General features: G+C 32.7%; 18 protein-coding genes. 13 read left to right on the forward strand and 5 right to left on the reverse strand.

Features of this window, described 5'->3' with window-relative positions; translation table 11 throughout:
- Window positions 1–74: 74 nt before the first annotated feature.
- A complete protein-coding gene (locus tag IU405_RS11710; protein WP_197438847.1) occupies window positions 75–2,189 on the reverse strand; it encodes a S9 family peptidase in 2,115 nt (704 codons plus the stop codon).
- 146 nt (window positions 2,190–2,335) lie between these two features.
- Here IU405_RS11710 and IU405_RS11715 point away from each other — a divergent pair, with 146 nt between their 5' ends.
- Window positions 2,336–2,653 (forward strand): YbaB/EbfC family nucleoid-associated protein, encoded by a 318-nt coding sequence (locus IU405_RS11715; protein WP_197438798.1) that lies wholly within the window; start codon window positions 2,336–2,338, stop codon window positions 2,651–2,653.
- 117 nt (window positions 2,654–2,770) lie between these two features.
- Here the strand turns inward: IU405_RS11715 and IU405_RS11720 are convergent, their stop codons facing one another.
- A complete protein-coding gene (locus IU405_RS11720) occupies window positions 2,771–3,211 on the reverse strand; it encodes a DUF5362 family protein (protein WP_197438799.1) in 441 nt (146 codons plus the stop codon).
- 41 nt (window positions 3,212–3,252) lie between these two features.
- Complete coding sequence (gene rocD, locus IU405_RS11725) at window positions 3,253–4,527, reverse strand: ornithine--oxo-acid transaminase (protein WP_197438800.1); 1,275 nt, start codon at window positions 4,525–4,527, stop codon at window positions 3,253–3,255.
- A 262-nt stretch (window positions 4,528–4,789) separates the two neighbouring features.
- Here rocD and rlmD point away from each other — a divergent pair, with 262 nt between their 5' ends.
- The gene (rlmD, locus tag IU405_RS11730) at window positions 4,790–6,241 is read left to right on the forward strand and encodes a 23S rRNA (uracil(1939)-C(5))-methyltransferase RlmD (RefSeq protein WP_197438801.1); all 1,452 of its coding nucleotides are present in this window, start codon (window positions 4,790–4,792) and stop codon (window positions 6,239–6,241) included.
- A gap of 145 nt (window positions 6,242–6,386) precedes the next feature.
- Here rlmD and ychF read toward each other — a convergent pair whose 3' ends face one another.
- Window positions 6,387–7,478 (reverse strand): redox-regulated ATPase YchF, encoded by a 1,092-nt coding sequence (gene ychF / locus IU405_RS11735; protein WP_197438802.1) that lies wholly within the window; start codon window positions 7,476–7,478, stop codon window positions 6,387–6,389.
- A 105-nt stretch (window positions 7,479–7,583) separates the two neighbouring features.
- Window positions 7,584–7,934: a 4Fe-4S binding protein gene (locus IU405_RS11740; protein WP_197438803.1), complete on the reverse strand. Its 351-nt coding sequence runs from the start codon at window positions 7,932–7,934 to the stop codon at window positions 7,584–7,586.
- 72 nt (window positions 7,935–8,006) lie between these two features.
- Here IU405_RS11740 and IU405_RS11745 point away from each other — a divergent pair, with 72 nt between their 5' ends.
- The 11 genes from IU405_RS11745 to IU405_RS11795 all read left to right on the forward strand — a co-directional run bounded on the left by IU405_RS11745 (window position 8,007) and on the right by IU405_RS11795 (window position 21,974).
- Window positions 8,007–9,068 (forward strand): acyl-CoA reductase, encoded by a 1,062-nt coding sequence (locus IU405_RS11745; RefSeq protein ID WP_197438804.1) that lies wholly within the window; start codon window positions 8,007–8,009, stop codon window positions 9,066–9,068.
- 6 nt (window positions 9,069–9,074) lie between these two features.
- Window positions 9,075–10,139, forward strand: coding sequence for a 3-phosphoserine/phosphohydroxythreonine transaminase (serC, locus tag IU405_RS11750; RefSeq protein WP_197438805.1), 1,065 nt, complete (start codon window positions 9,075–9,077; stop codon window positions 10,137–10,139).
- A gap of 68 nt (window positions 10,140–10,207) precedes the next feature.
- Window positions 10,208–11,161: a D-2-hydroxyacid dehydrogenase gene (locus tag IU405_RS11755; protein WP_197438806.1), complete on the forward strand. Its 954-nt coding sequence runs from the start codon at window positions 10,208–10,210 to the stop codon at window positions 11,159–11,161.
- Between the two features lie 57 nt (window positions 11,162–11,218).
- Window positions 11,219–11,878 (forward strand): YggS family pyridoxal phosphate-dependent enzyme, encoded by a 660-nt coding sequence (locus tag IU405_RS11760; RefSeq protein ID WP_197438807.1) that lies wholly within the window; start codon window positions 11,219–11,221, stop codon window positions 11,876–11,878.
- 25 nt (window positions 11,879–11,903) lie between these two features.
- Complete coding sequence (locus IU405_RS11765; RefSeq protein WP_197438808.1) at window positions 11,904–12,983, forward strand: exonuclease domain-containing protein; 1,080 nt, start codon at window positions 11,904–11,906, stop codon at window positions 12,981–12,983.
- The gene (locus IU405_RS11770) at window positions 12,984–14,933 is read left to right on the forward strand and encodes a DUF3857 domain-containing protein (protein WP_197438809.1); all 1,950 of its coding nucleotides are present in this window, start codon (window positions 12,984–12,986) and stop codon (window positions 14,931–14,933) included.
- A 93-nt stretch (window positions 14,934–15,026) separates the two neighbouring features.
- A complete protein-coding gene (locus IU405_RS11775) occupies window positions 15,027–16,505 on the forward strand; it encodes a C1 family peptidase (protein ID WP_197438810.1) in 1,479 nt (492 codons plus the stop codon).
- Between the two features lie 12 nt (window positions 16,506–16,517).
- Window positions 16,518–19,931, forward strand: coding sequence for a caspase family protein (locus IU405_RS11780; protein WP_197438811.1), 3,414 nt, complete (start codon window positions 16,518–16,520; stop codon window positions 19,929–19,931).
- A gap of 52 nt (window positions 19,932–19,983) precedes the next feature.
- Window positions 19,984–20,514, forward strand: a complete 531-nt coding sequence (locus tag IU405_RS11785) for an RNA polymerase sigma factor (RefSeq protein WP_197438812.1) — start codon at window positions 19,984–19,986, stop codon at window positions 20,512–20,514.
- Between the two features lies 1 nt (window position 20,515).
- Window positions 20,516–21,295, forward strand: coding sequence for an anti-sigma factor domain-containing protein (locus IU405_RS11790; protein ID WP_197438813.1), 780 nt, complete (start codon window positions 20,516–20,518; stop codon window positions 21,293–21,295).
- A gap of 64 nt (window positions 21,296–21,359) precedes the next feature.
- The gene (locus tag IU405_RS11795) at window positions 21,360–21,974 is read left to right on the forward strand and encodes a hypothetical protein (RefSeq protein WP_197438814.1); all 615 of its coding nucleotides are present in this window, start codon (window positions 21,360–21,362) and stop codon (window positions 21,972–21,974) included.
- Window positions 21,975–22,071 lie beyond the last annotated feature (97 nt).

Below are 22,071 nucleotides of genomic sequence, written 5' to 3' on the forward strand. Positions count from 1 at the left end.
TAAATGTAAATTGCAACAACTTGTTTTTAAAGCGAATAACTCCTTCGTTTTTTACCTAAACTTTTTTACGATGCTTATGGTTTTACTGGCTTCTGAGTTATTTTGTTTTCCAATGCTAAGAAAAATGTATATTCTCTTGCAGTTTCTTTCAATGCTTCAAATCGTCCTGAAGCTCCTCCATGACCTGCTTCCATATTTGTTTGCAAAAACAATAAGTTTTTATCTGTTTTTAATTCACGTAATTTGGCAACCCATTTTGCAGGCTCCCAATATTGTACTTGCGAATCATGAAAACCAGTGGTAACAAGCATGTTTGGATAGGCTTTTGAACTTACTTGATCATAAGGTGAATAGGATTTCATATAGTCATAATAAACTTTTTCATTCGAATTTCCCCATTCATCATATTCGCCTGTTGTCAATGGAATGCTATCATCCAACATTGTTGAAACAACATCTACAAAAGGAACAGCTGCAATAACTCCATTGTACAATTCAGGATTCATGTTTACAACAGCACCCATCAATAATCCTCCTGCTGAACCTCCCATCGCATATAAATGTTTGGCAGAAGTATATTTGTTTTCAATCAAATATGTTGAGCAATCAATAAAATCAGTAAACGTATTCATTTTTTGCAACATTTTTCCATCTTCATACCATTCACGGCCTAAATATTCTCCTCCACGAATATGTGCTAACGCAAATACAAATCCTCTATCCAACAAACTCAAACGGGTTGTAGAAAATCCATCAGGAATGATTGCGCCATAAGAACCATACCCATATTGCAACAAAGGCGTGTTTTCATTCAACACCGTATTTTTATGATACACCAACGAAATAGGCACTTTTTTTCCATCTCTCGCTGTTGCCCAAACTCGTTTGCTGATGTAATTTTCTTTTTTGAACTTCCCTCCTAACACTTCTTGTTCTTTCTTGACATCTTTGGTCTTATTTTTCATATTGAAATCAATTACCGAACTTGGAGTTGTAAAAGAATTGTAAGAATAACGAATGATATCTGTATCAAAATCAGGAGTGTCATACACACCCACTGAATAGGTTTCTTCGTCAAAAGGCAAATAATAATCCTCAGTATTGTCCCAACGTTTGATGCGGATTTTGTTCAAACCATTGGTTCTTTCTTCTAAAACCAAATAGTCATTGAATATGGAAAAATCTTCTAATAAGGTTTCTTTTCTGTGTGGAATTACATCTACCCAATTTTCTTTGGAGGTAGCATTGATGGGCGTTTTCATCAATTTAAAATTGATGGCTTTGTCTTTGTTTGTCAATAAATAAAAATGATCTTTATAATGCGAAACGGAGTATTCCAAATCACGAACTCTTGGTTGAATTACGGTAAATTTTCCTGATGGATTGTTCGCATCTAAAAAACGAGATTCTGAGGAAACTGAGCTGTATGAACCAATAATGATGAATTGATTGGATTTTGATTTCGTTACATAGGTATTAAAAGTATCATCTTTTTCATGATAAACTTCCACATCTTCAGATTCTGAAGTTCCTAAAATATGCTTGTAAATTTTTTCACTTCTAAGGGTAATTGGGTTTTTCTTTGTGTAAAAAATAGTTTTATTGTCATTCGCCCAAACTGCTCCTCCAGTAGTGTTATCAATAATATCTTTTAAAATAACTCCTGATTCTAAGTTCTTGATTCTTAAGAAATACTGTCTTCTACTTACAGTATCAGTTGCAAAAATGGCATACTTGTTATCCTCAGAAATACTCAAACCTCCCAATTGAAAATATTCATACCCTTCAGCCATTTCATTCACATTGAAAAGAATTTCTTCTTTAGCATCCAAGCTTCCTTTTTTACGACTGTAAATAGGATATTGTTTGCCAGTTTCATAGCGTGTAATATAATAATATCCATTTTCTTTGTAGGGTACTGAAGAATCATCTTCTTTGATGCGCCCTTTCATTTCTTGGAACAATTCCTCCTGAAAATCTTTCGTATAAGCAGTCACTGTCTCATAATACGTATTTTCAGATTCTAGATATTGAATAACTTTTTGGGTTTGCGCATCTTTTACAGGAGCCACTTTTTGCTCGTCAGAAAGACGCATCCAAAAGTAATTATCAATTCGCACGTCCCCGTGTTTTTCAAGTTTTGTTGGTTGTTTCTCAGCTATAGGCGCGTTTGCATCAGTACTTTTCATAATTTTTGCATCATTTTTACAAGCGATTGCAAAAATAGTACTTAAAAACAATGTGCTCAGGATTTTTTTTCTCATTTTTTGATGGAATTTAATTCATGCTAAATTTAGTAATTTTGCAAGTATAAATACACTAAAACCTATAAATTATGTTTGGAGACTTATCAGGAATGATGCAAAAGCTACAAGAAACACAACAAAAAGTGGAAGAAACCAAAAAAAGATTGGATTCTGTGCTGATTGATGAAGTTTCAAGTGATGGAAAAGTAAGTGTAACTGTAACTGCCAATAGTCAAATCAAGTCTATATCAATCAATGATTCATTGCTTTCTGATACAGATGAATTGGAAGATTATTTGATTTTAACACTGAACAAAGCGCTTGAAAAAGCAAAAACCATCAACGAAAATGAATTGGCAAGCGTTGCAAAAATGGGAATGCCGAAAATCCCTGGAATGAATTTTTAGGCATTAAATCATTCGAATAAAACTAATTTTTTCTTTGCGAAACATTGTTTGTTAGTTCACGCTAATCAAACAATGTTTCGCAAAGTTTTTTTTAAAATATATTTTATCTGGAAATCTTTACGTAGCTAACATACCAAACATGGCAACCACAAAAATCATTGCATATAAAGAAATAATGATGATGGTAAAAACACCCATAAATTTGTAATGCGATTTCAACATCTGGAAAGATTCTGTTAAAATAGCATCTTCTTTTAAAGACAATGCAGCTTTCATTTTATTGGCAAATTGCATCAAATAATAAACTGGAAAAAGATAAATTGCTGCTAAGACTAAATAAATAATCGCTACCATTTTTCCCATATCAAAAGGCAATTGTTGTGTTTGTGGCATTGAGCCCATGATCGTACTTGCAAACAAGGCTATAATTACTAAAATTCCAATTCCGATAAAACCAATAATTGATAAGAAAAAAGCCCAATTCGCGGTTTCTTTCAAATATCCTTTGGCTTCAGAAGTGAGTTTTAATTCTGCTAACAGTGTAATTGGTTCATTCATAATCGATTTTTTTTAAAGTGATTCCCAAATATACTCGTTTTCTAGAAACTTGCAATGGTGGTTTTGATAATATCAATACACTCTCGCAATTGAATTTCTGTCATTACTAATGGAGGTGCAAAACGAATGATATTGCCATGTGTTGGTTTTGCAAGCAATCCATTGTCGCGCAATTTTAAACAAATATTCCATGCAGTTTCACTTTCTTCAGTATCATTAATGACAATCGCATTCAACAATCCTTTTCCTCTTATCAATTTTACCAAGTCATTATTTTCGGCAAACGCTGATAATTCTTCTCTGAAAATGCGACCTAATTTATCTGCATTTTCTGCCAAATGTTCATCACGAATTACTTCCAAAGCAGCCATTGCAACTGCTGCTGCAATTGGATTTCCTCCAAAAGTGGATCCATGATTTCCAGGTTTGATAACATTCATGATGTGATTGTCTGCAAACACCGCTGAAACAGGATATGCTCCTCCACTCAACGCTTTCCCAAGAATCAAAATATCTGGCTTTACTTCAGGTGTTCCTGAACAGTTTTTATCTGCGCAACTGCAATTTCCACAAGTGGCTAGTAAGCGCCCAGTTCTGGCAATTCCTGTTTGAACTTCATCTGCAATAAACAATACATTGTATTTTTCGCACAGCTTTTTTGCAGCACTTAAATATCCTTCAGAAGGAACATAAACACCAGCTTCACCTTGAATTGGTTCTACTAAAAAAGCAGCAATATTTCGATTATTTTGCAGTGCATTTTCCAATGCTTGGATATTGTCATATTCAATTTTGACAAATCCTTTTGTGAAAGGGCCAAAGTTTTTGCGTGCATTTTCATCATTTGAAAATGAAATAATGGTAGTTGTCCGTCCGTGAAAATTATTCTCACAAACTACAATCTCAGCTTCATTTTCGTCAATTCCTTTTATTTCATAAGCCCATTTTCTAGCAATTTTCAGCGCAGTTTCTACAGCTTCTGCACCTGTATTCATGGGCAACAATTTGTCAAATCCAAAAAAATTGCAGGCAAATTGCTCATATTTTCCCAACATATCATTGTAAAAAGCACGAGAAGTCAAGGTCAATGTTTGTGCTTGTTGCACCAAAGCATTTACGATTTTTGGATGGCAATGTCCTTGATTTACAGCAGAATACGCAGAAAGGAAATCATAATATTTTTTTCCTTCCACATCCCAAACATACACTCCTTCTCCTTTACTCAATACTACTGGCAAAGGATGGTAATTATGCGCACCATATTTGTTTTCTAATTCAATCGCTTGTTGCGAAGTAAGTTGTTCTAAAACAGTCATTTTTTTTGTTTTACTATTGATAAAATAACCATTCCTGTTCTACCTTTATCCTTCTAAACTCCAATAATTATTGGAATAGAAATTCAGCGTGGGAAAGAAATCATCCTCGAAGTTGCGCAAAAATACGAAAAAAGTTGAAAGATTTTAGGGTATCTGTGGTTTCTATTGTTCCATTGTTAAACTGTTTCATTGCTACATTGATACATTGATACATTGCTACATAAATTAATTGTTTAATTTTGCCCTCAATAAAAAAAGAAGTATGCCAAGTAGAGAACGCAATCCATTTGTAAAAAGAAACCAAATTTTAGAACTTACTATAGAAGATTATGCTTTTGGTGGCAAAGGAATTGCCAGAATTCGAAATGAAAAAGGCGATTTTGTGGTGTTTGTGCCCAATACATTGCCTGGACAATTGGTGAAAGCACAAATAAAAACATCAAGTAAAAAATATGCAGAAGCTGCTTTGATCGATGTTTTGAAACCTTCAGAAGATGAAATAGAAGTTCCTTATCAAGATATTCCTGGTGCACCTTACATTCAATTGCCAGTTGCATTGCAACACAAATACAAAAAAGAAAGCACCTTGTCTTTGTTTCAACGTATTGGAAATGTGCCTCATATTGAAGATTTGTTTGATGAATTCATCATTTCTCCCAACGATTTTCACTATCGAAATAAAATGGAATATGGTTTTTCTGCCATTGGATATGATCGCATCAACAAAACAGATATTGATATTTTTACCTTAGGATTCAAAAGACGTGGTGTTTGGTGGATGGGAGACAATTTGGAGAAAGATTCAGGATTGTTTGACAAACAATTGGAAGACAACATCAAAAACATCCGAATTTATTGTGAAAAAACAGGATTAGCACCTTGGCATGGTCCCAAAAAAGAAGGTTTTTTTCGATATTTTGTTGTTCGGAAATCATTCAAAACCAATGAATTGTTATTCAATTTGGTAACCACTTCTGATGGATTGGATTCCTTTTCAATGCCACAATTTATCTCCTTTTTACAAAGTCTTTTTGGCGAAAGAATGGCAGGTTTGATTCATACCATCAATGATGAAACTGGTGATAGAACCATTGCAACAGCTGGAAGCGAACAATTGGTGTTTGGGAAAGAAAAAATTGTAGAAGAATTATTGGGCTTGCAGTTCGAAATTAGTATGAAAAGCTTTTTTCAAACGAATCCAAAAGCGGCTGAAAAATTGTATAGCAAAGTGGTTGAATATGTGCTGGAAGACCAATCCAAAGTGGACAATACAGTGGTGATGGACTTGTTTTGTGGTACAGGAACCATTGGGCAAATTGTAGCCGCAAAGAGCAATAATGCGAAAATTATTGGGGTTGATATTGTAGCTTCTGCCATTGAAGATGCTCAAAAAAATGCAAAAAGAAACAACATTCAAGGAGTTCAATTTTTTGCGGCTGATGTAGGCAAGTTTTTAACGGCTCATCCTGAGTATACTAATAAAATTAAAACCATCATTTTAGACCCTGCAAGAGCGGGTATTATGCCAAAAACATTGCAAAAAATCATTGATTTGAATGCAGACAGAATGGTGTATGTTTCCTGCAATCCTGCCACTCAAGCACGAGATACTTCCTTGTTACGAGAAGCAGGTTATGAACTCAAAAAAATCAGTTTGGTAGATCAATTTCCACATACTTCACATATTGAAACGGTTGCCTTATTTGAGAAATAAACACGCAATATGAGTGTTTTCAAACTAGAAAAATCTATTTGAGTCAAACAAGTGCTTTATATATTTCAGTAAACACACATTCTTAAAAATAAAACATCCCAACAAAAATTGGGATGTTTTTATATATGATCAAAAAGAAGAAGTCTTACACATTGAATCTAAAATGCATGATGTCTCCGTCTTTTACAATGTATTCTTTTCCTTCAACACGCATTTTTCCTGCTTCTTTTACTTTGGATTCACTGCCGTATTTCACATAATCATCAAAAGCAATCGTTTCTGCACGGATAAATCCTTTTTCAAAATCGGAATGAATGACTCCTGCTGCTTGTGGTGCAGTTGAACCTATTGGAATTGTCCAAGCACGGACTTCTTTTACACCTGCAGTGAAATAGGTTTGTAAGTTTAATAAGGTATAGGCTGCACGAATCAATCTGGCAACTCCAGCTTCTTCCAAACCAATGTCCTCCAAAAATAATTGACGCTCAGAGTAGTCTTCTAATTCTGTAATATCTGCTTCTGTAGCTACTGCCAATACAATCACTTCTGCGTTTTCTTGTGCTACATTTTCTTTTACCAAATCCACATACTTGTTTCCAGATACTGCCGAATTTTCATCTACATTGCACACATACAACACTGGTTTTGCTGTGATGAATTGCAAGGGCGTAACAAATTCTAAATCAGCTTCACTAAATTGAATTCCTCTGATAGATTTTCCTTGAAGTAGCGTATTTTCTATATTCAATAAAATATCCAATTCTGTTTGTGCTTCTTTATTGCCAGTTTTGGCAGTACGTTTTACACGCTCCAAACGTTTTTGAACGGTTTCTAAATCTTTCAATTGCAATTCAATATCAATGGTTTCTTTATCTCTGATAGGATTTACAGAACCATCCACATGAATGATATTGTCATTATCAAAACAACGCAACACATGCAAAATAGCATCTGTTTCACGGATATTTGCCAAAAACTGATTTCCCAAACCCTCTCCTTTGCTAGCTCCTTTTACCAATCCAGCAATGTCTACGATTTCAACAGTAGCAGGCACCACTCTTTCAGGCACTACTAATTCTTCTAATTTTTCCAAGCGTTTGTCTGGCACATTCACCACACCAATATTAGGTTCAATAGTACAAAAAGGAAAGTTGGCACTTTGTGCTTTTGCATTTGATAAACAATTGAATAAGGTTGATTTTCCTACGTTTGGTAATCCTACAATTCCGGCTTTCATGAATACGTTTTTTAGCGGTGCAAATATAGTTGAATATTTAAGAATTTAAATCAAAAAAAAATCCCGACTAAAAAATCGGGATGTGATCGTGTTCAAATCAAAAGACTAGTCATTGTGCATGAAACTTTGTTTTGCCAGTAATTCTTCTTCTGTTTCCACATTGTTTTCATCGGGAACGCAACAATCTACAGGACAAACTGCAGCACATTGAGGCTCGTCATGAAAGCCTTTGCACTCTGTACATTTGTCTGCTACAATAAAATATATTTCGTCAGAAACAGGTTCTTGAGATTCATCTGCGTTTACTTTTTTTCCGTTTGGAAGAATTACATTTCCTTTAAGATTTGTTCCTTCCTTATATTTCCAGTCTTGAGCGCCTTCGTAAATTGCTGTATTTGGACATTCTGGTTCGCATGCACCACAATTGATGCATTCATCAGTTATTATAATTGCCATGGTTTATTTCTTATAGTTTGTGTAACTTTGCTGCTGCAAAAATAAACCCAAAATTATTTAGAAACAAATTTAATGGAGTTAATAAAAAGCAGATTGGAAGCTTTTAACAAATTGGGAATTTTCTTAGGACAATTTTCAAGAAAAAGCATTTTGAAGGATGAAACAATAGCATTCAATGAATTGTTTTTTAATGGTTTTTTACATCAATTGAAAATAGCGCAAGAGAAAAACAGTTGGTTTACAGAGGATAACCTATTGTTGGCTATTGAAAATTGGGCTGTTGCGCTACGCAAATCCAATTTAGAAACTTGGATTGAAAGAGAAAATTTGAAAGAAGTTTCTCCTAAAAAAGTTGCCATCATCATGGCTGGAAACATTCCTTTGGTGGGTTTTCATGATTTTTTATCGGTATTGATTTGCGGACATTCTGTGTTGGTAAAACAATCTTCTAATGACAAGCATTTGCTGCCTTTTTTGGCAAAATACTTAGAATATGTTGAGCCAAGTTTGAAAGGACACATTACTTTTACAGACGAAAAATTGACTGATTTTGATGCCATCATTGCCACAGGAAGCAACAATACTGCCCGTTATTTTGAATATTATTTTGGGAATAAACCAAATATCATTCGCAAAAGTCGCAATTCAGTTGCTGTGATTACAGGGACTGAAACTGAGGAAGATTTTGAAAAATTAGCTGATGATATTTTTACCTATTTTGGATTGGGATGCAGAAGTGTTTCCAAATTATATGTTCCAAGAGAGTTTGATTTCAATCTTTTTTTCAATGGCATCTATGGCAAAAAAGACTTGATTTACAATGCCAAATACGCCAATAATTACGATTATAACAAGGCTGTGTATTTGATGAGCGAATTTGATTTGCTCGAAAATGGCTTTTTGATGATCAAAGAAGATGAAAGTTACTCCTCTCCTATTGCGACTGTTTTTTATGAATATTATGACAATCCAATAGATTTAAAAATAAAATTATACCAAGACAAAGAACTCATTCAATGCATTGTTTCTAAAGGATTTTTGCCAGATGAAATTGCGTTTGGCGAAACTCAAAATCCACAGTTGTGGGACTATGCAGATGGTGTAAATACGTTGAATTTTTTGTCGCAAATTTAAAAACAAATGAAAAAACACAATTTTAGTGCAGGACCTTGCATTTTGCCAGAATCAGTAATCGAAAAAGCAGCTGCTGCTGTATTGAATTTTAACAATGATAATTTATCATTGATTGAAATTTCGCACAGAAGCAAACCTTTTGTAGATGTGATGGAAAAAGCAAGAAGTCTAGCTTTAGAACTTTTAGGATTGGAAAACAAAGGATATCAAGCCTTGTATTTGCAAGGTGGTGCCAGCATGCAATTTTTGATGGTTGCCTACAATCTTTTGAACAAAAAAGCAGCCTATTTAGATACAGGAACGTGGGCAAACAACGCCATCAAAGAAGCTAAAAACTTTGGAGAGGTTGCTGTAGTTGCTTCATCAAAAGACTTAAATTACAGTTATATCCCTAAAAATTATAGCATTCCAACTGATGCTGATTATTTTCATGTGACTAGCAATAACACCATTTTTGGTACACAAATGAAAGAATTTCCAGAAACCGAAGTTCCATTGATTTGTGACATGAGTTCTGATATTTTTTCTCGTCAATTAGACTTCTCAAAATTTGAGTTGATTTACGCTGGAGCTCAAAAAAATATGGGTCCTGCAGGAGCAACATTAGTAGTAGTAAAAGAGGAATTGCTTGGAAAAGTATCTAGAGTAATTCCGTCAATCTTGGACTATCAAGTGCATATCAGCAAAGAAAGTATGTACAATACGCCTCCTGTTTTTTCAGTGTATGTTTCTTTATTGACCTTAGAATGGTTGAAAAATTTGGGTGGAATTCCATTTATTGAAACGGTTAACAATCAAAAAGCAGCCTTGTTGTATGACGAAATTGATAGAAATCCATTGTTTGTTGGATTTGCTGCAAAAGAAGATAGAAGCATTATGAATCCAACGTTTAATTTGGTAGATGAATCTTTAAAATCCACTTTTGATGCGTTGTGGAAAGAAGCAAACATCAGTGGTATCAATGGTCATAGAAGTGTGGGAGGTTATAGAGCGAGTATGTATAATGCATTGCCATTGTATAGTGTTCAGGCTTTGGTGGATGTAATGCAGGAGTTGGAAAAAAGAAGTTAGAAGTTAGATTTTAGAAGTTAGATTTTATAATAAAATAAACTCCTTCCTATTGGGAAGGTTTGAATTGAATGAAAATATTAGCAAATGATGGCATTTCAAAAAGTGGAATTGCCTTACTAGAAGAAAACGGTTTTACCGTAATTACCACAAAAGTAGCACAAAATCAGTTGATTAAATTTATAAATGAAGAACAAATTAATGGTCTTTTGGTTCGCAGTGCAACTTCAGTTTCGCAAGAATTGATTGCAGCTTGTCCTAGTTTACAATTGATTGGAAGAGGTGGCATTGGGATGGACAAGATCGATGTAGAATATGCTATTGATCATGGATTGAAGGTTATCAATACTCCTGAAGCGTCTACAAAATCTGTAGCAGAATTGGTTTTTGCTCATTTGTTTGGAATGGTTCGTTTTCTGCATATTTCGAACAGAGAGATGCCGTTAGAAGGTGACACTCGTTTCAATGAATTGAAAAAAGCTTTTTCTCAAGGAATGGAATTGAATGGAAAAACGCTGGGAATTATCGGTTTTGGAAATATTGGTCAAGAAGTTGCAAAAATAGCTATTGGACTGGGAATGAACGTGATTGCTACAGATACCGAAATCAAAAAAGCAACTATTGAGTTGATTTTTTTCAATCAACAAAAAATGGTATTTCCCATAGAAACGCAACCTTTGGAAACGCTTTTGATTCAGTCAGATTTTATTACGTTGCACATTCCTTCTCAAGAGGAGTATACCTTGACAGCGAAAGAATTTGCGATGATGAAAAATGGTGTTGGCATTGTAAATACTGCTAGAGGTGGCGTTTTGAATGAAGTGGATTTGATCAATGCTATAGAAAGTGGCAAAGTGCAATTTGCAGGGTTGGATGTTTTTGAGAGCGAACCTACTCCAGAAATTCAAATCTTAATGAATCCTGAAGTTTCGTTGAGTCCTCATATTGGTGCTGGCACTAAAGAAGCTCAAGACAGAATTGGTATTGAATTGGCAACTCAAATTATTGATTTGTTTAAAAAATAGTTTTTTGCTTTTAGCATTTGTCAATTAGTAGTAAGATGTAAACTTTCAAACTTTGTGATGATTAAAGAAAATATACATAATTTCAAAAAAAATATTCCAGAAAATGTGACTTTGGTAGCTGTTTCTAAAACAAAACCAATTGCAGATTTAAAGGAAGCTTATGATGCTGGACAACGCATTTTTGGCGAAAACAAAGTGCAAGAAATGGTTGATAAATATGAAGCTTTGCCCAAAGATATTCAATGGCACATGATTGGACATTTGCAAAGCAACAAAGTGAAATACATGGCTCCTTTTGTGGATTTGATTCATGGTGTGGATAGTTTTAGCACGTTGAAAGAAATCAATAAACAAGCTGCCAAAAACAACAGAATCATCAATTGTTTGTTGCAGGCGAGTATTGCAGATGAAGAAACAAAATTTGGCTTGTCATTTGAGGAAATTACTGCCATTTTAGCCTCTAAAGAATTTGCTGAAATGAAACACATTTCAATTGTAGGTTTGATGGGAATGGCTACATTTACAAATGATACTTTGAAAATTTCCTCAGAATTTTCATCACTAAAAAAATTATTTGATGCATTGAAAGTATCCAATCCATCACTCACTATTTTATCCATGGGAATGAGTGGAGATTATCAAATAGCGATTGAAAACGGTAGCACTATGATTCGCGTTGGCAGTTCCATATTTGGAAATAGAAATTATATTCTCTAACTTTGATTATCTAAAGAAAAAGAAATTGTACGCAATCGTTGACATCGAAACCACAGGAGGTAAATATAATGAAGAAGGCATTACTGAAGTTGCCATTTACAAATTTGATGGTCATGAAATTGTGGATCAATTTATCTCTCTCGTCAATCCAGAAAAAGACATTCAAGAATTTGTAGTTCGTTTGACAGGCATCAACAATGGCATGTTGCGAAATGCTCCAAAATTCTATGAAATTGCCAAACGAATTATCGAAATCACGGAAGATTGTACAATTGTTGCGCACAATGCGAGTTTTGATTATCGGATTTTGAAAATGGAGTTTGACAGATTGGGATACGATTTTCAACGAAATACTTTGTGTACGGTTGAATTGAGTCAGGAATTGATCAAAGACGAAACTTCTTATAGCCTAGGAAAACTAACCAAATCATTGGGAATTCCGATGGCAAACAGACACAGAGCTTCAGGAGATGCTTTGGCAACTGTGCATTTGTTTAAAATTTTATTGGAAAAAGACATTCAAAAAAGCATTATCAACAAAGCGATTAAGTACTTTGATAAAAAGTATGAAAAAGAAAAGTTGAAAAAAATGATTGAAGAAATGCCCGAAAGTTTGGGTGTATTTTACATTCACGATGCAAATGGCACTGTCATTTTTATGGCAAAGCATAAAAATATGAAATCTGAATTGAATCGTGTGCTGATGAAAACCACAAAACGTGCCATCAAAGTGCAAACAAAAGCACAATCAATTTCTTATGATACTTTTGGAACTGAAATTTTAGTACGCTTAAAATATTACCTAGAATTGGATAACCTTTCGCCAAAATATAATTTTAAGAAAAAGTTCAAACTACAAGTTGATGATTTTAACCATCCTGATTTTCTGATTATTGATAAAGGAAGAATGGTAGAAGAACATGGAATCATATTGGTTGAAAATAATGAAATTGTGGGGTTTGGTCATACCAATTTGGCATTTCAAGAACAACAATTACCCATTTTGAGAAAAATAGTAACGCCAATAGAAAATAAATCGTTGGCAAAACACCTCGTAAAAAGTTACTTGAATAAAAATCGTGTTTCCAAAATTGTTCGATTTTAAATGAAAAAAACCTTCTTACTCCTATTCTGTTTCACAGCCTTTTGGATTGTTGCGCAAGAAAATAAATCTACAAAAATAGGACTTGCCACGCTTGATGAATTGAAAATGACCGTCTATGAAAAGGATTCAACTGCAAAAGCGGTTGTTTTGTATGAACATGCAAATACCTATTTGGATGAAAAAAATGATTACAAAACAAGAACTGATTTCTACTTTCGAATTAAAATTCTCAATAAATCAGCAGCTGATTTGGGAAATATCTCCATTGAGTATTTTGACAAAAAGCAAGTAATTGATATTAAAGGAGTGACTCACAACCTAACCAATGGTTCTATCGAAAAAAAATATCTATTAGAAGAAAATATTTTCACAAACAATGTGATTAAGGATTGGAATGTGAAAAGATTCGCACTTCCTAATATCCAAGAAGGGAGTGTAATTGAGTATCAATATAGCATTTTGTCTAATTATTTAGGACTGGCTGACTGGTCATTTCAATCCGATATTCCAAAAATAAAAAGTGAATATGATGCTGCCATTTTAGGAAATTATCAATACAATGTGCGTTTAATTGGATTTTTGACGCTTACTAAAAATAACCCTTCAATTAAAAAAAATTGTGTTCATATTGATGGTTTTGGAAGTGGAGATTGCGCTATTTATTCTTATGGAATGACAGATATTCCTGCTTTTATTGAAGAAGAATACATGCTAAGTAAGGTAAATTATGTTTCTAGAATTGCCTTTGATCTGATTTCATACACTGAACCTAGTGGTATTAAAAAAAACTACACAACAACTTGGAAAGAAGCTGATTTCAAACTAAAAAGTCAGTTTTTTAACAATCAAACAAATAAGAAAAGTTATTTTGAAAAAATACTTCCTTCAGAAATTGTAACAACTGGGGATGAATTAGAACGCGCAAAAAAAACATTTACCTTTATTCAAAATCATTTCACTTGGAATTCAAAAAACTGGACAAATGATGATGCAAAAATCAAAGATGCATTTGAAGAAAAATCAGGAAATGTAAGTGAAATTAATCTGTCATTATACAACAGTTTAAAAGCCACAGATTTAGATGTTCAATTGGTTGTTTTATCAACTAGAGACAATGGATTGCCCACAAAACTGTATCCAATAATTTATGATTATAATTATGTCATTGTAAAACTATCTATCAATGGTAGTGATTATTTTTTAGATGCAACTGATAAATTCTTACCATTTGGAATGCTTCCCATAAGAACTATTAATGGAGAAGGAAGAGTCATCAATTTTGATGAAGAAGGTTCTTGGATTTTGTTAAAACCAAGTCAAAATACGTCAATAAATACTGCTATTACTTTACAATTATCCAATGAGGGTGAAATTACAGGCAACCTAAAAACAAGAAGAACAGGTTATTACGCAGCTGATCATAGAAAAAAATTGTCTTCATTGACAAGAGAAGCATATATTTCAGAATTTGAATCTGAAAACGACTTAATTGAGGTTACTAACTACACACCTTTGTTTGAAAAACAACTAGATTTTCCTTTAGAAGAAAATTTTGACATCAAACTTTTACTTGATGAGAAAGATATTGAAATAATTAATTTGAATCCATTTATTCTAGAAAAAGTTGGAATCAATCCTTTCAAACTAAAAGAACGTGTTTATCCAGTAAATTTTGGGAATCGTTTTCGAAGAACATTTTCATTAAATATGACAATTCCTGAAAATTATGAAATTGTGCAAACAATAAAGAGCAAATCTTTTAAACTAGATAATGATGCTGGAATATTTATTTTAAAAAGTTCCGCAGAAAATAATTTGATAAAAATATTTGTCAATTTTAGCATCAATAAAAGTATCTTTAATGCTGATGATTATGCTTATTTGAAAGAGTTTTTCAATCAAATAATTATCAGTCAAAGAGACTTTATAACTCTGAAAAGAAAACCCTAACTATCACTATTTTATAATAATACGTCAAATGACGTATTATTTTTTCCATATTTATTACGACATTTGTTTGCAATCTATTTAAGTTAATCAATCATGAAAAAAATATCAATCATCGTAGTTAGTTTTTTCCTTTCATTTAGCATTTTTTCACAAGATGATTTTGGGACAGGTTTAAAATTTGATGAAAAATTGTATGAGGAAGTTCCTCAATCTGTACCTTTAATCACTAGAAGTTTTACGGCTTTGCCAAGCTCTTTTAGTTTAAAAGGCTACGCTCCTACTCCACAAAGTCAAGGAAGACAAGGTTCATGTGTTGGATGGGCAAGTGCTTTTGGTGCAAGAACTATTGCAAATGCTATCAAAAATAACTGGCAGTATAACACTTCTATGATCAATCAAAATACCTATTCACCTGCATTTGTGTACAATCAAATCCGTGTGAATAACAACTGTGAAGGTGCATACATAGAAAATGCCATGAAATTATTGAATACCTATGGTGCAGCCAAAATGAGTGAATTTCCATATACAGACCAAAGTTGTACTTCTGCTCCTTCTTCTTATGTATATTCTTCAGCAAGTCAGCACAAAATCATTATTTATGAACGCCTAGCAAGATGGGACAATCCTGTAAATTTGGTTGGAAAAGTAAAAAAAGCCATTTCTGAAAAAAATCCTGTAGTTATTGGATTATTTCAATACAATAGCTTGATTTTAGATGCAAATAAAGTGTGGATTCCAAATACAGGTTCCAATGGACATGCCATGGTTGTTGTGGGTTATGATGATAGCAAAGCTGGAGGTGCCTTTGAAATCATGAACTCTTGGGGAATAAATTTTGGGAATAATGGTTTCTTTTGGATGCGTTATGCAGACTTTGAACGTCAAGTGAAAACGGCTTATGTATTGATTGATAGAAGTGATGAAAACAACAATAACAATAATAACAACAACAATAATAACAACAATAACATCAATATCAACAACAACATTACTGTTGTGAACAACAAATTGGGTGGCGAATTGACATTGAAATTAAGTACTGGTGAAAATATGCCTATCAAATTAGCAGATGGCGCTACCAGAAACTTTAATATTGTAAAAGCAACAAATACGACTTATAAGGTTACTACTTCTTATACATCAGGCACACAATTCCGAATTTATTTAAAAAGCAAACAACGTGGTTATGTATATTTGATTGGATTTGGTTCTTCAGATAAATCTGTGAATAAATTGTATCCTTTTGATAATTTCTCTGATTACTTCAATTATGTGGATAGCGAAATTGCATTGCCTAATGAAGATTATTTCATTGAATTTGACAACAAACCAGGTAGAGATATTTTATGCGTATTATACAGCAAAGAAAAACTAAATATTGATGATATTGTAAACAAAGCAAGATCAACATCAGACGATTTTGTATCAAATGTGAAAGGTGCATTGTCATCGAGTATGTTTAAAGGAGCAGATGTTACTTTTAGCAGCGCTAAAATTTCTTTTGATGCATCCTCAAAAAGCACTGCAGAAAAAGTTGTTCCTATTTTTATAGAAATGAATCATCAATAAAAATTATAAAAAATGAAATTCCTAAAAAACAATCTACTACTTTTTTTCTCGGTAATATCGTTTCTTGGATTCGGTCAAACGTATGTTTACCAAGAGGAATTTAACGGAACTAATAATTGGCCAACAGGCAATAATGATACCCGCGAATTAAGCGTTTACAATGGTCGTTATTATTTTGATCACAAAAGAACTACAGAATCTTGTCGTGTTTCCACAGCAGATTATTTTACCTTATCTGATAGTGATGATTTTGAAATAGAAACCGCTATTGAAAAAATTTCTGGAGTTCAAGATTATGGGATTTCATTTTTATATGATTATAAAGACGAAAACAATTATAAAGAATTTGGAATCACTGCAAATGGATATTATAGAGTAGCAGAATCTGTGGGAGGAACCTACTCTACTTTGCAGGCTTGGGTTACATCTTCTTTTCTTAAAACTGGGAATTACGCATCGAATGTTTTGAAAATTACAAAAAAAGGAACTTCTGTAACTTTTTACATCAATGGTTCTTATGTGTATAATACCACACACAAATCCATAGTTGGAAAAAAATTAGCCATTCAATTGTATAGAAACCAAAAAATTTCTGTTGATTATTTTAGAGTAAAGAAAACATCTACAGTTATTAATAATAATACCTCACTAGGACAAACAATTTTGTTTGATGGTTTTAATGATAATAATAATAATTGGGCAACTCAAAACACAAGTGATGTTACGCTAGAAATTGTAAATGGAGGATATGATTTTGATCATAAAAGAGATGAAGGTGGCTTGAATACAACCTATGAGAAGAAAATTGATACCAACAGAGATTTTTATATTGAAGGTTCTTTCTTAAAAATGACAGGAGTTGAAGACAGGGGTTTTGGACTCATTTTTGGAAGAAAAGACAATGACAATCAGAATGAATTTTTCATCTCGGGAAATGGAATGTTTTACATTCAGCAAACATCCAATGGAACAGCAACAGCCGTTAAAGGTTGGACGAGTGCTAGCCAAATCAAAACTGGAAATAATCAATACAATTATTTGAAAGTTGAGAAAAAAGGAAGTGCGCTGAATTATTACATCAATAGTTCCCTAGTTCACACTCAATATTCTCCAACATTTTATGGTGATAGAACAGGTTTTATTGTTTATGGTCGTCAAAAAATATCCATTACTTATTTGAGTATGAGATATACAGGTTCAGACAACAACAACAATAATAACAATAATAATAATTTCAATAATAATATTGGTGAAAGTATTTTATTTGATGATTTTACTTCGAATGGAAATAATTGGATAAATAATTCGGGAACAGATTACGATTTTAAAATTAGTAATGGAAAATACTATTTAGACCATAAGTTAAATGAGAAAGGTAGGTTAACCGATATTACAAGAGAGTTTGACAGCAGTAAAGATTTTGAAATTGAAACCAAATTTCAACATGTTTCAGGAGAAACAAATTCACCTTATGGAATTTTTTGGGGTGGAAAAGGCACTAATTATTTTCAATTTTTAATTACGGCTACTGGGTATTATAAAGTAGTCAAAGTAGTTAATAATCAAAGTGAAGATATCATTAAATGGACAAAAACTACCTATATAAAAGAAGGTATTGGAGGTGATAATACTGTAAAAATTACCAGAGAAGGAGATTATTATAAATTTTATATCAATAATACCTACATTACTCGCATTGATTTTGAAAATTTCTTTGGAAATGAAATTGGGTATGGAGTGTATTTCAGACAAAAAATTGCCATAGATTATTTAAGTATCAAAGGATTAAAAGAAAACATAGACAACATTATTGTTACAAACAATGCTCTAAAAGTGCCTTTGTATGATGATTTTTCATCGAACAAAAACAGTTGGAATTTAGAAAACGCAGACGATTATTCATTAGATCTTACTGGTGGAAAACTCATCATGCATCGTAAAAAAGAAGGTGGAATTTTTATCAGTAGAGATGTAGATATTGATGATACTAAAGATTTTATCATAGAAACTTCGATAGGAGAAATCAATACTTCTACAGGTTGGTATGGAGTAACTTTTGGAAGAAAAAACTCTTCCAATGAGTTTAGCTTTTTACTTTCTGGAAATGGAAATTATAAATTCAGAAAGTTTGACAACGATGTTTACAAAGAAATCATTCCATTAACTTTTGCTTCGTCTATTAAAACAGGAAGCAATGCTGAAAACATCGTTAAAATTGTAAAATCTGGCACATTGATTCGTTTTTATATTAATAATACGTATGTAAATGAAGCGCCATTTCAACGGTTTTTTGGAAATAAATTTGGCTATACAATTTATCACGATCGTAAAATTGATGCAGATTATTTAGACATTAAATACCAAACAGAAAGCTACAACAATCCTCCAGTAATTGTAATTACTGATCCAATAGTTGAAGAAGTAAGAGGATTTAAAATTGTAGAAGCAAACACCATCACTGTCAAAGGAAATGCCACAGACACAGATGGAATTTTTTCAATAACGGTGAATGGAAAAGAAGCTGTTGTAAGCGAAAATGGAACTTTTGTTGCGAATGTTCCATTAGGATATGGAAAGAATGATTTGATTGTAAAAGCAACCGATTTAAAACAAGCTACTTCGTCGAAAAACTTTGTTATCAAACGAAATTCACCTGAAATTATCAATACAGATGTTACTATCAATGACAACAAAGAAACTCTTGACATTGGTTTCGGAAAATATTATGCATTGATTATTGGGGTTAGTGATTATGAAGATGAAAGCATTCAAGATTTGAATGGTGAGCCTACCAAAGATGCGCAAGCTTTGGCTGATGTTTTAGTAAATAATTACAGTTTTGACAAACAAAATGTAACGGTTTTGAAAAATCCGAAAGCCAATGATATTCTGAAACAATTTACCATCCTAAAAAACAAAATTACCAAAAATGATAACTTGGTTATTTTCTATGCAGGTCATGGAAATTATGACCAAGTAAGTGAAAAAGGCTATTGGATGCCTTCAGATGCTCAAATGGAATTTGAATTGAATGTGATATTAAATACCAGTATAGTAACGCTAATCAAAGCCATCAATTCAAGACACACATTATTGATTGCAGATGCTTGTTTCAGTGGAAGTATTTTAGTAAAAAACAGAGATTTTAAAACAGCCTCAAAAGCTGTTCAGAAAAAGTATGAATTGCCAAGTAGAAAAGCCATCACAAGTGGAACTTTAACAACGGTGCCAAATCAAAGTGTTTTTATGAAATATCTGCTGAATAGATTGACAGACAATACTGATAAATATATTTCAGCAGGACAATTATTCAATAAAATTGAGGATGCAGTAATCAATAATACTACTGGCGACAATCAACCACAATATGCACCTATTGGAAATACAGGTGATGAAGGAGGAGATTTTATTTTCATTAAAAAGTAATTAATTAACCAAACTTTCTTTTTTTTTATTAATTTAGCTCTTGATACAGCGTATGAATCAAGAGCTTTTAATTTTACAGTTTCAGCAACAAGATGTGCAAGCTTATGAAAAACTTTACAATGCTTATTGTAAAAGTATTTCAGGAGTTATCAATACCATCGTAAAAGATGCTGAAGTAACTGAGGAAATTACCCAAGATGTGTTTTTAAAAGCTTGGAACAATGCTGCATCTTATTCCCCAAGCAAAGGTCGTTTTTTTACGTGGTTATTGAACATTGCACGAAATGCTGCAATTGATTACACCCGTTCAAAAAAATATAAACAGTCACAACAAAACCAAACAACTGATTTTTTCGTAGATATACTTGAAACTCATGATGATTTAAATAGTAGCACAAATGCTATTGGTTTAAAAGAAATGGTAGAAAAATTAGGTGATAACTGTAAATCTTTGATTGAATTATTATATTTCAAAGGTTATACACAAGTAGAAGCTTCAGAAGAATTGAACATTCCTTTGGGAACCATAAAAACAAAAAACAAAACGTGTATTGGGCAATTACGCTCAGTATTGGGAGTATAAAATGAATATAGAAGAATACATAGCATCTGGAATTTTAGAACTGTATGTTGCAGGCTCGCTTTCTGAAAAAGAAAACGAAGAAGTGCACGCTGCAATTCAAAAATATCCTGAGTTGTTAGCAGAAGTGGAATCTATTGAAAATGCGATTTTACAACTTACGGCTGCTACGTATCAAGGTGAAGTTGCTTCTTTTGAATCCCTAAAAAATCAATTGGTTCAAAAAGAATCAAAAGTAATTCCAATTCAAAAATCATCCAATTGGAAATTGATAAGTGGCTGGGCTGCAGCTGTTCTTTTTGGAAGTATTTTAATGTACAATACTTTCCAAAACAAGCAATCAACTTCAGAAATTGTTTCTGAAAAAGAAGCTTTGGAAGCACAAATTGAAAAAACAAAAAATACTTTAGCTGAAAAAGAAAGGCTTTTGGAAATTTTAAGAGATAAAGACATTATTTCTGTACCTTTAGCAGGACAAGATGCTTCTCCTAATTCGTATGCAAAAGTATATTGGAACAAAAAAACAAATACTATTTATTTGGATGCTAAAGGGTTACCTGCTCCACCTAAAGGAAAAGTTTATCAAGTTTGGTCATTAAAAATAACTCCGTTAACACCAACAAGTTTAGGAACAATAGACACTTTTACAGCCAACTCAAGTAAGGTTTTCACTATCCAAAATCCGAATGAATCTGAAGCTTTTGGAATTACATTAGAGCCAGCTGGAGGTAGCTCCTCTCCTTCTCTAGACCAATTGTATGCTCTTGGAGCTGTGAGTTCTTAGAAAGTTGTTACTTTTCTGGTGCACAAATTCACAAATATTTTCTCACACATAAACATCAAAAAACATGCTTAACTATTTATCAATATTGAGATTTAGTGCGATTATTTTATTGAATTCCACTAATAATTCAACTAAAATCGCATCTCAAAAAACAACCAACATAGAAACTATTGGAGAAATATCTTTCTGGAATTCTTTAAAAGCATTGCAAGGAAAAACATTTGAGGGCACTATTGAAAATGCTCCTGCCAATGACGATTTTTTTGATAAAAAATTAGTAATGCATGTGCTTTATAGCGATGACGAAACGATTTTAATTCCTTTTAACGTTGGTGATAATTTATCGAGAACTTGGATTTTTACAAACAAAAATAACCGCATTCAACTGAAACATGATCATCGCATGAAAAATGGTGAAAATGACAAAATCACCATGTATGGTGGAATTGCTTCAAATCAAGGAACATCAACAATGCAAATTTTTCCTGCTGATGAAGAAACCCAAAAATTGATTCCTGCAGCATTTTCAAATGTTTGGTGGGTAACTTTAGATAACAACACTTTTACGTATAACTTAAGAAGAATTGGCTCAGATAGAGTATTTACAGTTTCATTCGATTTGACCAAAGAAATTGAAAAACCTGCACCTTCTTGGGGTTGGGAAAATTTTAAAAAATAACCCATTTTTTAAATCTAAAGTAATTTTTTATTAATATTCAAAAACTAATTTATTCATTTTTGTGAAATATTTATATCAAAAATAATTGAATAATGAA

The sequence above is a fragment of the Polaribacter sp. BAL334 genome, from assembly GCF_015767435.1.
Taxonomy (GTDB): Bacteria; Bacteroidota; Bacteroidia; order Flavobacteriales; family Flavobacteriaceae; genus Polaribacter.